This is a genomic window from Colwellia sp. 12G3 (assembly GCF_002836775.1).
Classification (GTDB): Bacteria; Pseudomonadota; Gammaproteobacteria; order Enterobacterales; family Alteromonadaceae; genus Colwellia.
The window spans coordinates 672527-687516 of the sequence record NZ_PJAQ01000068.1 but is presented as its reverse complement, the minus strand read 5'-3'; the positions used below and the strand labels follow the sequence as shown (position 1 = coordinate 687516).

The window sequence follows — 14990 nt, the reverse complement described above, 5'->3', positions numbered from 1 at the left end:
GTGCTTTTTCCTTTAGTTTGCACCATACAACTTAAAGCTGAATAATTAATATACTCACTTGATTGAGTTCTGACATTTAAAAGAAAACTATAAAGACAAATATAAAGAAAAGTATGATGACTAAATCTCCTTGGTTTGACACCAGTATTGAACATGCCTTAGTTACCCATCAGTCACCGGAAGATGAACAAGGTTATTATGTTTATCAACTTGATGCGCTTAAAACACATTTAGCAACTTTACAGCAGCAAGACGTGATTAAATTATGGTTTGCCGTTAAAGCCAATCCACTATCTAAAATTATTCAAACCCTTGATAGTGAAGGTTTCAACTTTGATGTTGCTAGTACGGGTGAATTAACTCAAGTTCTAGCGCAAGGCATAGATCCGAGTCGAGTATTAAATACTGGACCCGCTAAATCAAAGAAACAGCTTGATGCCTTTGTGAAAAAAGGTGTTCGCACTTTTGTGGTTGAAAGCTTAAATCAACTTAATTGGTTAAATGAAGTGGTGCTCGAGCAAGCCGAATCATTGACTAATGATGAAAAGCCAAAAGTACTACTTAGGGTTCAACTGCAATGGCATGAAGGTGAGAAAAATCCACTGGGTGGCAATAGCTTAACACCCTTTGGTCTATCAGTATCCGAGTGGCAGAATATCCATGTAGATAGTTATCCAGCGTTAAATTTATGTGGATTACATATTTTCCAATGGGGAAATATGCTGAGTAATGAAAAAATGTTTTCATTATGGTCTCAAATGATAACGCCTTTAACTGATTTGGCTAACAGCATTGGTATGACTTTAGATGTGCTCGATTTGGGTGGTGGTTTAGGTATTGATTATTTAGGTGAGGGGCAAGCGTTGTCCTGGTCTCAAGTTATTGAAGACCTGGCTGTTATCAAAGAAAAATCTGGTGTCAAAGAGTTATGGTTAGAGTTAGGGCGTTTTGCTGTTGCAGAGTGCGGCTATTATGTCGTGCCTGTGGTTGATAGAAAAATAAACTATGGTCAAGAGCAATTAGTGTTGGCGGCTGGTATAAACCATTTATTACGTCCCGCGATCACTGAACAGCCTTTTCCGGTACAAATTTTACGTGAAGGTTTTTCTGCTGAAAAGTCGATTATGCAAGCGTTTGATCTTCATGGGCCATTATGCACCAGCATGGATAAACTGGGGCATTTACTTTTACCCGAAGACATTGCCATCGGTGAGCGATTAGTGTTCGGTTATTGTGGCGCTTATGGCTTTACAGAAAGCATGCCATTTTTCTTATGTCATGAGTTAGCCGCTGAATATGTATACCAAAATGGCACGTTTACTCAAGTTAGAGCAGCTCAGCCTGCTTCATCTTATATGGCTTAGTTGAGGAATTGTAATGAATAAATTTACCAAAGAGGTTATGTCTGTTGGCGAAATGGCAAGTGGCGCTAAGCTAACAGTACCTGTATACGCTTTTAAATCTGAAAATAGCTCTGCGCCCAACGTTTATATTCAGGCTAATATGCATGGCGCTGAAGTACAAGGTAATGCTGTAATTTTCCAATTACTTGAACTATTGCAACACTGTGATTTACAGGCAAATATTACCTTAGTCCCTTATGCTAATCCTGTTGCTTGTAATCATAAAAATGGTGAGTACACCTTAGGACGCTTTGACCCTATTACCGGTGTTAACTGGAATCGAATGTATCATTTCGATCCAACTGTTATTGAACCTTTCGTTCAACAATATATTGATGCCAGTGAAGAAGAAATAAAAGTTAAATTCCAACAACTTTTACTTACTGAAATTGAAAAAAAATTAGAACACAATATCTGGGGTATAACTACGGGGCAACGAATTGCCTATCAGTTACAGCGACTTGCCCATCAAGCAGATATAGTGTTGGACTTACATACGGGTCCTATTTCCAGTAAGCACTTATATTGCCCTGAATATGCACAAGCGAGTGCGGAATATTTCGATATTGAACATACAATATTGATTCAAAATGACTTTGATGGCGCAATGGACGAGGCAACGTTTTGTCCATGGTGGAGTTTACAACAGGCCTATCAAGCTTCAGGCCGAAAATTCACTATGGGAGAGGGGGCTTTTAAGAAAGAAAGCTTTACGGTTGAACTTGGCTCTCAAGAGCAAATAGACTTAGATGTGGCGAAGCAAGATGCACTAGGTATTTTATCTTATTTAACCTATCAAAAGGTTATTGATAATAAACAGTATCAGCCACAAAAAATGACTCGGTACGCTTGTTATCTAAAGGATTATAAGGCTTTGTATTCACCTATGGGTGGCATGGTAGATTATCTTGCGGAGTTCGGAAAGCCTTTAGCTGCAGGCCAGCCATTAGCTCGAATTCTTCGCATGGATAATTATGGTGATGGTGAGGCATTGCATTATGTGTCTCTTGAGCAGGAAGTTATCCCTATTTTACATTTTGCCTCTGCCAGTGTTAACCAGGGAACCGAGTTGTATAAAGTATTTTGTAATTACTTTGAACTCTAATGTGTACTAGCAACGGAGCATAGTAAATACACCATTAAAAAGCAGCTGTTGAATATTATCAATGGCTGCTTTTTACTTTCAGTTGTCTATGTGTAAAAGTTTAAAAGGTGTAAATGATGTTAAATTAGAAGACGATAAGTGAGCTAATTTAGTCCATCTAATTTAAATTTTTAAACTAAGTTGCAATGCCGCACCAATGGTATCGTTATCACCAGTAAAGGCGGCAATATCAAATGCGAAAGCATCCCAAGGTGAAATACCAATACCTGCTGTGTAAATATCATCATCAATATCATTTAAGTCAGTACGATAACCTAAGCGAAATTGAATATGCTCATAGAAACGAAATTCAGCGCCTACACCCGCATATTTGCTAGCCTCTAACGACGAAAGCTTTTCCCTATCGGTAAGATCTATTTCTGTCGCTAAGCTAACCCAGCTATTTTGATAGCTTAAGCCAAGACTTGTATTATTTACTAGAGTGAACGTTATATCTTGTTCAATATGATGAACGACTTGTTTCATTAAGTTGTTTGTTACTAATGCTGCATGCCATTGACGTTCATCGCCCCAATTTATATATAAGCCTAAATCAACATTAGTACCACTTTTATCTGTGATATTTTCTTCATTGGTAATCTCGAAGTCATTATCCTCAAAATCGTTGATTTTCACGCGATTATAATAAAGGTCTATACGTTGGTATTTTAATTTTGCACCGACACTTACATCATAATTAGCGTGTTTAACGGCAGGGTAAGCAGCCATAAAACCTGCTTCTGCAATTGAGTAGCCAACGGTTATGGTTGCTGACTCGAGTTCACTTAAGTCTAACTCAGCCGATAAAATGGCGTCATTTAAAATCTTTTCATCGCCTTCGCTGTAATCCATTGTTCCACCAATACGGCCATATTGATTGGTAAAAAGGCCAAAACTTAAATATTTATTCGGAATAAGTATCTGTAAGTTCAAACCATTACGTAGTTTTACTATTTTTTCATCGATATTTTCAAAATCAGCAATGATATTATCTACTTGCAGATTTAAGTCATCATAATAATTTTTAGCTTGTTCTAAGGATTGAAAATTTTGAATGCCGTTAATATCGTTGGCTAATGTATCTAGGTTGTCACTAATATCTTCAGTCGTATCAATAACATTATATTTGTCAGATGCGATGCTTCCTATGTTCAAGGAAAAGAAGATGTCATCGTCGTTGTCAAACGTGGTAAGTAGCGCAGGATTACTTAATGATGAAGTGAAGTCTTGGGCTAAGCCAGTAAAGCCTTGCCCTGCACGTTTAACGGTAAAACTTTCGCTATAACTCGGTAATGTGACACCCATTACGGTTAGTAATAACAATGTCTGTTTAAATGTCAGTATACCTACTTTATTTAACGGAGATTTTGTAAATGGGGCCATAAAGGTATCCTTATGCTAATAAGATAGCAATAGCTATTCAAAGCAATAGCTTATTGGTAATTGTACAAAGTATAGCGTAGTGAAATTGTTTAGTTAGATGTTTTGGACATATATACTCGTTACCAATCAAAGTGCGGATTTCAGAGGGAATTAAAATAACTTTAGGCAAGGGAAATACTTTAACCATAGTCATTATATGGTTTAAGTATTTAAGGCAGTATAGAGTGATTATTAGAGAATGTAGGAGATATTCTCCAGAACAACCATTATTTGATCACAGTACCTTGAATTGAAATTACTCAAGCACTCTCAAACATGCATCTTAAATGGTAACGGATATACATACATCTCGGTGTTTGATGAGGGGATGATATTTTGAAATAAGTAGGTGGACTATGATTGAATTTACTTGTTAGGTGTTATATTATCACAATCATGAACTCTGCCTTATCCCAACAGCAACTTAATAAGCGACACATTCGTCAGAGTGTTTTGACGCTATTGCTTTTTTGCGCAGCTTTGTTTGTCCATAGTGAGCATTATGCACAAGTTGAATCTGACGGTCTTGCTAATATTGAATTGCATGATTGTCATTTATGCCAACAAGGCATTGATTCTCCGCCGAGATCGTTAGCTTTATACCCAGTTTCCATAGCGATAATTAATATTAGCAACGTTGCTATTATCAATGCCGTGTTTATTTCAGCTACCCATGTATATCCTCCGCTAAGAGCACCACCAACATTTCTGTAATTTCTTATTTAGTTATTTATTAAGATATTAAGTTAGTTATATCTTTTTATAGTGAAGTGCTTCCTCAAAATAAGCAATGCTTCCCTTAGCTGTCTGCCTGCGAATATAAATTAGCAGATAGGTCGGCATCCCTTAAAAAATTATTGGAAACCCGTTTATGTTTTTTGTGACTAAAAAGAGTATCAATACTCAAGTAAAATCACCTCTCAAAAAAATTGCTAATGTCACGGTACTATCGACACTTAGCACAATATTATGTTTTAGCGCTAACACCCTCGCCCAGAAGATATCAGGCGTTGTATTAAACAAACATGGCCAACCTATTTATAATGCCGTGGTCGAATTAGGGCTAGACTCACAGCAGGTCCGCACAAACTCTCAAGGTATATTTAGCTTTACAGATGTTACTAAAGGTATTTTTGAAATACATATTAGTGCTAAAAATCATGGGCATAGTAACCATAAAGTTATTGTTAGCGAAGAAGATATTGTTGACTTGAATATAGTTTTAGCTACATCAGTAATGGAAGTGATTGATGTACATGCAACGCCATTACATAGTTCTTCAATTGAATCTGCGCTGCCTATTAATGTTCTCAGTGCAGATGAATTGAAAATGAAACAAGCGGCGACTTTAGGGGAAACCTTGAAAAACGAAGTCGGCGTGCACTCCAGTTATTATGGCCCTGTTGCTAGCACACCAATAATTAGAGGTCTGGATGGTCCTAGAGTTCTCATTACACAAAATGGATTAGATGTTGGTGATGCTTCCCGGGTCGGGCCAGACCATGTTGTGGCTACTGAAACGAGTACCGCGACTCAAATAGAGGTGTTACGTGGTCCGGCAACTCTTTTTTATGGCAGTGGTGCTATTGGTGGTGTAGTTAATGTAGTTGATGAACGCGTTCCAACGAGTAGTGATGAACAAGTCGATTACTTGTTACAGTATAACGATGTATCTAATGAGCAGCAGGCATCAATTAATATCCAAACCGGTACCGATAATGTCGCTTTTCATTTAGACGGTTTTTGGCGAGACTCTAAGAACTACAAACTTGCTGGAGAAGCTGATATTCATGAAGAAGATGAAGGTCACGAAGTATCGGGTGAACAGCGCCTAGAAAATAGTGCGAGTACTTCCAGTGGGGCAACATTGGGTTCAAGTTACTTACTTAAAGATGGCTTTATAGGTTTTTCTTATGGGTTTATGGACAGGGAATATGGTATTCCTGGACATAGTCATGAAGAAGAACATATCGATGAACATTCAGCTGATGATCATGATGAAGAAGTCGGTGTGTATGCCAAAATGCAGCAAGATCGCTGGCAGGTTCTAGGTGAGTATAATTTCGACCAACAATTTATTAATAAGGTAGCGACTAAATTTGCTTATAGTGATTACCAACATCAAGAGATTGAGTCAGGCTTAGTAGGCACCACTTTTACCAATAAAAGTACCGAAGCACGTATTGACCTATTCCACCAGGATACTTCTGGATGGCAAGGTGCATGGACAGTTCATTATAAATCGTCAGACTTTAAAGCCTTGGGCGAAGAAGCTTTTTCTCCACCATCTACATCGGAAATGTTTGCAGTTGCTTGGTTAGAAGAAAAGCATTTTGGCCCAGTTTTATTGCAATTAGGTGCTAGGGTAGAGCAAGTTAATTTAGAGGCTGATGATAGTTTAATTGGTTTTGAAAGTTCTCATCAAGCTCAAGATGTGTTACCTAACGATCCATCACATACTGAACACCATGAAACATTGGTCTCATTCGATCAGCAGTCATTTACGCCAATAAGTGCTTCAGCCGGTTTAGTGTGGGATTACCAGTCAGGATATAATTTAGGGTTTTCAATGGCATTATCACAACGTGCAGCATCTTCTGGAGAGTTATTTTCATTCGGGCCGCATATAGGTACAAATACCTTTGAAGTAGGTGCTATGTTTGATGTTCATCAAGAGGGGGATGAAATTCATGTTGAGTTGGCTGAACAAGCGCCCAGTGTTGAAACTTCACTTAACATAGATATAACGTTCCGGAAATTTAATGGTGATTTTGGTTATGTCATTAGTGCTTTTTATAACCGTATTAATGATTACTATTATCAACAAGATACCGGCTTATTTTTTGTAGAAGATCACGGCCATGCGGATGAGGCTGAAAATGAATTTGGCTTACCAATCCTAGTGTACCAGCAAGATGATGTTGAGATGTACGGTGGTGAAGCTGAGTTTATCTATCAAGTATCATCAGGATTTAAAACAAGTTTAATCGCTGATTATATTCGAGCTCGGTTAGTGAATGAAAACGATAACTTACCTCGGATCCCACCTATGCGGGTTGGTGCTATTATCAACTATCAAGCAGATAAGTTCGATAGTGAACTAAGCGTAAGTCATTACTTCGAACAGGAAAATATTGCAGACCTCGAGACAAATACCGATAGCTACACTATGGTTGATGCGCACGTTAATTATTATGTTGATGGTTTTGGTGATGACTTGACCTTGTATTTAAAGGGACAAAACTTAACAAATGAACATGCCCGCGTGCACTCCTCATTTCTAAAAGAAGTTGCACCATTGCCAGGGCGTAATTTTAGTGTAGGAATTCGTGGTAGCTTTTAAACTTTTATCAATGAAACTCAACTAGTGTTATTCGAAGCAGATCACAGGCTATATAAGTCAAGTATTGGATTTAATCATTAGCGGTTAATTTATCTTTTATTACCATGACAGATGCGGTTGTACATTGAATAAGTACTGTCATTATAAATAGGACTTGGCAGTAAAAAAAAGAGGTATAACATTGTTATACCCATTCCACTTGAAGATGCTCGTTTCAGGAAGTCTGAGCGATTCATAATCAAGGCACATTTTTTTATTAAGGGTCATTCCCTTAAAAACAAATGTAACGACGAGTATGATTTGCTCAGTCTTCCCCAAAGGGCTGGTTTATAAACGCTTTATGCTGCGTTATTGATTTCGACAATAGAATAACTATTATCTTCAATCAATGCCTTGCCTAAAGGCGTTTATAATTCCAGCTGAATCATGCATCTTCAAGTGGGACGGGTATATACCTCTTTTTATTTGCACTATTAGTTAACTAGATTGTTTAGACTAACTTGATACCCTCTTTAACGATGGCAATTTTACCGTTCTTTAGTAAATTTCCTACCGTCGCTTTAAAGGTTTTTTTACTTACCCCTAAAGTTCTTTGGATCAATTCAGGTGCACTTTTATCATTTAGTGGCGTTATACCACCTCTGTCAGCAATATGTGCTAATAACTTTTCAGAAAAATCATTAACTTTATTTTTACTACCGCGTGTTAAAAGTAAATCTAAACGGCCATCTTCACGCACTTGCTTAATATAGCCAGGAATTTTTTTACCAACTCTAAGATGCTGAAAAATTTCATTATCGTAAAGTAAGCCCCAATGCAGGTCATTAACAATAGCTTTGAAACCCAAATCAGTTTTGCCACCGATAATTAAATTCACTTTATCGCCTTGTTGATATTCAGCAGGCCAAATATCAAGGAATTTATCTATCTTACTTGAGGCAGCAATACGATTAGTCAGCTGGTCAAGAAATACTCTAACGAGATAATACTTACCTACTTCCATTTCGGAATGCTGTTGATTGAAAGGAACTAATAAATCTTTAGGTAATCCCCAATCTAGGAAAGCACCAATTTTATTTACCTGGACAACTTTCAAAGAGACAAACTCACCTACTTGGGCTAAAGGTGTCGTTGTTGTCGCTATAAGCCTTTCAGCAGAATCGAGGTAAAGAAATGCTTTGATTTGTTCACCAACTTTACAGGCATCTGGCAGGTCGCGTTTAGGTAATAAAATTTCACCTAAATCCCCACCATCAAGGTATGCGCCTTTGTCCAGTAAGGCAACAATGGTGAGCATATTGAATTTACCAAGAGTAGCTTGAGTGGGTATGTGTGAGTCTGTCATGGGGAGTGCCGTAAATAAAGTATCCCCTATTATAACGCATTCAATCTGGTATACCCAACGATTTCAATTTGATTGAACACTTACTTACTTGTAGTGTTTTTGACAACATTAATTATATACACCTTAATAAATAGTGAAAAAAACCAATGAAAAAATAAATATTTATTAAAAATTGAGGGTTAAAAAATATTAAGTAAGTTTTTTGGTTTTTAACTAATTGTAATTTATTGATTTTTATATTCTATTTGTCTCTGTTGACCTTTTTTTATTTATCTGGCGTATATCTTGTAATAACGAGTTACATCTTTGTTAATACTTGTAATGAATAATTGGTTATTCTAGCGCAATTAAAATTAAGATAAATTTGCCAGTCAATAAAGCAAATAAAAAATATAAAACTTTTAAAGAAATAAGGGATTAAAAGTGGCCACTAAAAAACAAATTATTATACCTATCGTTATCTTAGCTGCAGGCATTGCTGCCATGGCTGTTTTTTCTAGTTTGAAAAAACCACCAGAAGAAAAAGCTAAGGTAGATAACACACCAATTGTTGCCGTAAGTGAAATTTCAGTAGCGCCAATGACATTAGAAGTAAACTCTTATGGCATGGTGACACCTAAATATGAAACTGAGTTGATTGCCCAAGTTAACGGCGAAATTGTTGAATTGAGTGATACATTCCTTCGGGGCGGCTTTGTTAAAAAGAATCAGCTGCTAGCTCGAATTGACCCTAACGATTACCAAGCAGCCTTAATTGATGCGCAAGCCTCTATGGCAACAGCCAGAGCTGGACTTGAAAAAGAAGTCGCGCAAGGTAAAGTTGCAGAGAGTGAATGGAAGCAAATAACAGATACATCTCCAACAGAGCTGAGCTTACGTAAGCCACAACTGGCACAGGAACTTGCTCGTGTTAAAGCGGCACAAGCTTCAGTTTTACGTGCAGAGCGTAATTTAGAGCGCACTGAAATTAGAGCGCCTTATGATGCCATGATAGATAGCCGCAATATTGGTTTAGGATCTTTTGTCGGTGTGGGTAGCAAAATAGGTCATGTACTTGCTACAGATATTGCTGAAGTACGTTTGCCTGTAGCCGATAATCAGCTTGAATTTTTAGCTAACCAAGGTGTAAATGCGAAAGTTAACCTTGTGGGTATCTACGCAGGTAAAGCAACGCAGTGGAGCGCAACTATCAAGCGTAATGAAGGCGTTATTGATAGTAAGAGTCGTATGGGATACTTAGTCGCTGAGTTAAATGATCCTTATCAGTTAAAAAATAAAACTAAAGTATCGTCAGCACCACTTCGCTTTGGCAGTTATGTTAACGCTAAAATTGTCGGTAATAATGTTGCACAAGCAACTGTGGTATCGAGACATTTAGTTATTAATGGCAAAGTCGCTATTCTAGACAGCGATTCCAAACTACATTATGTGACTATTGATATTGTTCGCCAACAAGGTAGTAATGTTATTGTTGCCAATGGCTTAGCAAATGGCGATCGTCTCATTGTTTCTGCATTAGACTTCCCCGTAAATGGTATGAAATTAGCCTTGTTAGGTGATGAAACTCAACTTGAAGAAAAAGATGTTGAGACTGAAAAAAGCGAAACACAAATGGCAAATAACAAAGAGTCAGGAGAATAGTAATGAGTTCTCATGACAGTATAACCAATGAGAAAAATGATAATGAGAACCTCAACAGGCCTCATGATGATATTGATACTCATACCGGTTTAATTTCATGGTTTGCGCGTAATAGTGTTGCCGCAAACTTACTAATGATATTTATTTTAGTGGGTGGTTTTTTAACGATAAACACTATTAATAAACAAATGTTCCCGCAAGTGCAAATCAACTGGATTTCATTTGCCGCACCCTATCCTGGTGCCGCACCACAAGAAGTGGAAGAAGGCATCACCATAAAAATTGAGGAAGCATTGGAAACGGTGCAAGGTCTTAAGCGAGTGATTACTTACTCAAACCGTAATTATTCTAATGGTTGGTTTGAAGTTGACTTAGATTATGACCCGCAATTAGTGCTTGAAGAAGTTAAATCAGCGATAGATTCTATTTCCAGCTTTCCTGAAGGTATGGAGCGCATTAAAGTTGAACGAGAAAAGTTTCGTCAAGAAGTCATGTATATCAGTTTATATGGTGATTTAACTAACGGTGAGCTGAAAGAACTTGGCCGTAAAATTCATGATGAAGTGCAACAATTACCTTTCGTAAATATTTCGGATTTATTTAGCGGCTTAAGTTATGAAATATCAATTGAAGTCAGTAAAGATAAATTACGTGAATATAATTTAAACTTTAGAGATGTTGCTAATGCAGTACGTGGTAATTCTCGTAATATGTCTGCAGGGCAAATTCGTGCGGAAAATGGTTATATCAACCTGCGCGTGGAAAACCAAGCTTATCGTGGACATGAATTTGAACAAATTCCAGTGGTGACCCTTGCAGATGGTACTAAGGTATTGCTAGGCGATTTAGCTACTGTCATTGATGGTTTTGAAGAAGGTTTACAATATTCAAAATTTAACGGTAAAAATTCAATTACTATTTTTATCGGTGCTGCAGATAATCAAAGCATTACTGATGTCGCTACCGTAGTGAATAAGTTTGTTGAAGAGAAGTCAGCGACGTTACCTCAAGGTGTTAAGTTAGAAACGTGGGTTGATATGACCTATTACCTTGAAGGGCGTTTAACCATGATGATGGACAACATGAAAAGTGGTGCTGTATTAGTGTTTTTGATGCTGGCATTATTTTTACGTGTACGTTTAGCTTTTTGGGTAATGATGGGCTTACCGGTATGTTTCTTAGGAACATTATTGGTGATGCCAATGGAGTTTGTTAATGTCACTATTAACATCACCAGCTTGTTCGCTTTTATCTTAGTACTCGGTATTGTTGTTGATGATGCAATAGTTATGGGTGAAAGTGCCCATGAAGAAATTGAGCAACATGGTCATACTACTGATAATGTCATTCGCGGTGTTAAACGTGTTGCTATGCCAGCAACTTTCGGTGTGTTAACTACCATCGCTGTATTTATTCCGTTCGTGCTTGGTGATGGTCCTGAATCAGCTTTTGGTAAGTCTATTGGTTTTGTCGTTATTTTATGTTTGATCTTCTCTTTAATCGAATCAAAACTTATTTTACCCGCGCATTTGGTAAAAATGAAAATTAAACCGTTTAACCCTAAAAATCCATTAGACAGAGCACGAGCTTGGATTGATAAATCATTACAAAACTTTATTGAAAATAAATATCGTCCCAGCTTGGCGGTATTTCTGAACTATCGTTATGCGGTGTTGATGTTTTTTATCAGCATAATGCTCATTAGTGCCGGATTATTCGGCGGTGGTTTAGTGCGTTTTGTCGGACAACCAAAAATCCCACATGATTTTCCTCGCATCACAGTTGAAATGAATGTTGATGCTTCTGAAAAAGCAACGTTGAGTACGCTGTTAAGCATTCAAGGCGTTATCAATCGTATTGATAAAGAAATTGAAGCTGAACAGGGTCAATCTATGATTTCTGATATGCAAGTTGACCTACGAAGTCGCACCCGCGGACAAATTATGGTTAAACTGGTAGACCCTGAATTACGTGTTATGGATACTTTTGCTTTGGCCGATAAATGGCGAAATGCGATACCTAACTACCCAGGTGTTAAGTCGTTAACTATTAGCGATAACCTCTTTGGTGGTGGCCGTGATGATGGTGATATTGCTTTTAGATTAGAAAGCCAAAATGACAAGCAGCTATTACTGGCCGCTAGAGAACTAAAAGCAAAACTTAATACCCTGAAAGGTGTTGGTGATGTTAATGATTCTCGTCAAACTAGCGCCAAAGAAGTGCAATTTGAATTGAAACCGTTAGCTTATTCTATGGGATTGACCTTGGCAGATATTGCCTCGCAAGTGGGTTACAGTTTTTATGGTTTAGAAGCGCAGCGTATTCTGCGTGATAGTGAAGAAATTAAGGTTATGGTGCGTTACCCACTAGCAGAACGTAGTTCTGTGGGCCATGTTGATGATGTGATGATTCAAGCACCAAACGGTGCAGAATTACCATTATCTGAATTAGCTGAAATTATACTTACCGATGGTGTTACTCGTATACGCCGTGAAAATGGCAATCGTACTATTAATGTTTGGGCTAGTGTCGATGCAGAACAAGTCGAACCTTTTGAAGTCACCAAAGATATTCGCGATAACTTTGTGCCACAGTTATTGCGTAAATATCCACTAGTGAAAAGCGAAGTGTCGGGCCGAATTCAAGAAGAAATGGAAAGTGCTAGCAAGACACTCCGTGATTTTATGATCTCATTAATGGTTATTTTTTCATTATTGGCAATACCGTTAAAGTCTTATGCGCAAGCTGTGATGATTATGATAGTCATTCCGTTTGGGGTTATCGGCTCAGTATTAGGGCATTTAATCTTAGGTATGGATTTAAATACCTTCTCCGTATTTGGTATTCTCGCCGCTGCGGGGGTTGTAGTAAATGATTCTTTGGTAATGGTGGATTATGTTAACAGTGCTAGAAAACGTGGAGAAACCTTGAAGAATGCAGTTATGCATGCAGGTACTAAACGTTTTCGCGCTATCATGCTAACGTCAATCACCACCTTTGTTGGCCTAGTACCTATTGTCTTTTTTGAAACCAGTATGCAGGCGATGATTGTTATTCCAATGGCGGTATCACTGTCCTTTGGTGTTCTGTTTGCTACGATTGTAACTTTAGTACTCATTCCAAGTTTATATATGATTATTGAAGATATTAAACGTGTATTTTCTAGGAAGAAAAATAAACAGAATGAAGCGGATATGGTTACAGCGAAAGAGTTACCTTCAAGCTAATAGTTGAAGTTATCATTTGGCGTAAAGCTAAGCTTTAAAAAACAAAAGGCAATGTTATTTAACATTGCCTTTTTTGTTACTGAGATAGTGAATCTTTATGTATAGCTAGAAACTTATGATTTAGGCGATACCAGTTTAATTAAAATAGTATCTGATAAGAATGCCTCATCAACATCTTCTAGTTTGTTATAGCGGATCATTGAGCGCAGGCCATCAATATAAGCTTGTCCACGTTCAGAGTACTTATCTAACGTTCCCGCTAATTCTAAACCCGTAATCGCTTTATTCTCTTGGCGTAACTTAGCCCGCAATACGCGAAGTTTTTTATAAGCACCAGTAATATTGATGTTAAACATATAACCTTCAACAGAAGCTAATGGACTGTCAAAACGCGCTAAACCATAATTGCCTAACTCTTTACGTTGCTGTTTAGGCGTCATGCCTTTACCAGAAAAATCCCACTGACCAAAAAAAGCATTGCCTTCCTCGGTAAACCGTGAGTTAGCCCAGCCACTTTCCTCTGCCGCTTGAGCCAAGGCAAGAGATGGCGGCATAATGTCTACTTGTTGCAACAACTGTTGGCGCTGATCACTTGTTAAACTTGCAGTTGTAGTGTTAATTAATCGGTACTTTTTGGCTATGGCTAGCAAAATTTTTGATGACAAAGGTGCAGACTTTATAACTTCTCGTTCAGCAGTAATGTTTTCATTAGAAATTAAAACTAAGGGGGCCATTAACCGGAAAAACACCTGTTTTTTTTGTTTTACTGTAATTTGATTAGAGGTTGTTTTCCAATTTTCACTTACTCCTGAAAAGGTTAATCTTGGTACTTCTCTGTTACCATTTTGCCAGTCTTTGCTGGTGTAATGGTGCTTCTTGAACAAAGACATTAAGTCATCTAATGAATGAATTTCGATTTCTTCAAACTGCCTTTGATCATTATGTGCAAAGGAAAGAGAGCTGATGGTACCCATTAACATGAATATCAGTGGCGTAAGTTTTTTAATCATAAGATTATCCTTAAATGAGTCGGTGGTAGTCAGTACTACTGTTTAGCATGAATTTTAGGTAATGAACTTACTGTTGTCAAAAGGGATAATTCCAATTAATACCAATATCTTGCATAGCTCCACTAGCATGTAGCTTATTAGATAATGTAGGAGGATATTTTCTTGATTAACCATTATCTTCAATGAATTCCTAGTGTTTAAGTTTTTAAATATCATTGAATGGAAAGAAGCTTAATGCAATTGCTATCAGTTAACTTATACCAATCTCACTAATTAAGTGATCATTTTTGATGGTTAAAATAAATAATAACAGCGTTATAAATTTCATAAGTAGAATAACTACTTAGTAAAATTTATGCCTTGTTCTTATCCATTTTTCCTCACCAAAAAGTAGAACAATTATTTAATGAAACTGGTATTACTTGAGTATAAGCGAGTAAGATGCAATATATTGA

The 14990-nt window shown here is 37.3% G+C and carries 9 protein-coding genes; 6 read left to right on the top strand and 3 right to left on the bottom strand.

The features are described from left to right. Positions 1-116 precede the first annotated feature (116 nt). A complete protein-coding gene (locus tag CXF71_RS20585; RefSeq protein ID WP_101234785.1) occupies positions 117-1364 on the top strand; it encodes a PLP-dependent decarboxylase in 1248 nt (415 codons plus the stop codon). Positions 1365-1377: 13 nt separating this feature from the next. After that, positions 1378-2508, top strand: coding sequence for a succinylglutamate desuccinylase/aspartoacylase family protein (locus CXF71_RS20580; RefSeq protein WP_101234784.1), 1131 nt, complete (start codon positions 1378-1380; stop codon positions 2506-2508). A gap of 162 nt (positions 2509-2670) precedes the next feature. On the opposite strand, the gene traF is transcribed toward CXF71_RS20580, so the two are convergent. Then, the gene (gene traF / locus CXF71_RS20575; RefSeq protein ID WP_101234783.1) at positions 2671-3930 is read right to left on the bottom strand and encodes a conjugal transfer protein TraF; all 1260 of its coding nucleotides are present in this window, start codon (positions 3928-3930) and stop codon (positions 2671-2673) included. Positions 3931-4329: 399 nt separating this feature from the next. Here traF and CXF71_RS20570 point away from each other — a divergent pair, with 399 nt between their 5' ends. Next, positions 4330-4683, top strand: a complete 354-nt coding sequence (locus CXF71_RS20570; protein WP_101234782.1) for a hypothetical protein — start codon at positions 4330-4332, stop codon at positions 4681-4683. Between the two features lie 157 nt (positions 4684-4840). After that, on the top strand, positions 4841-7312 hold the full coding sequence (locus CXF71_RS20565; RefSeq protein WP_101234781.1) for a TonB-dependent receptor: 2472 nt from the start codon (positions 4841-4843) through the stop codon (positions 7310-7312). Positions 7313-7802: 490 nt separating this feature from the next. Here the strand turns inward: CXF71_RS20565 and CXF71_RS20555 are convergent, their stop codons facing one another. Then, a complete protein-coding gene (locus CXF71_RS20555) occupies positions 7803-8657 on the bottom strand; it encodes a CvfB family protein (protein ID WP_101234780.1) in 855 nt (284 codons plus the stop codon). Between the two features lie 423 nt (positions 8658-9080). Between CXF71_RS20555 and CXF71_RS20550 the strand changes: the two genes are divergently transcribed. Together CXF71_RS20550 and CXF71_RS20545 are read left to right on the top strand one after the other, a co-directional pair. Next, a complete protein-coding gene (locus tag CXF71_RS20550; RefSeq protein WP_101234779.1) occupies positions 9081-10298 on the top strand; it encodes an efflux RND transporter periplasmic adaptor subunit in 1218 nt (405 codons plus the stop codon). A 2-nt stretch (positions 10299-10300) separates the two neighbouring features. Beyond that, complete coding sequence (locus tag CXF71_RS20545) at positions 10301-13525, top strand: efflux RND transporter permease subunit (RefSeq protein ID WP_101234778.1); 3225 nt, start codon at positions 10301-10303, stop codon at positions 13523-13525. Between the two features lie 113 nt (positions 13526-13638). On the opposite strand, the gene CXF71_RS20540 is transcribed toward CXF71_RS20545, so the two are convergent. After that, positions 13639-14535, bottom strand: coding sequence for a glucosaminidase domain-containing protein (locus CXF71_RS20540; protein WP_101234777.1), 897 nt, complete (start codon positions 14533-14535; stop codon positions 13639-13641). Between the last annotated feature and the right edge of the window lie 455 nt (positions 14536-14990).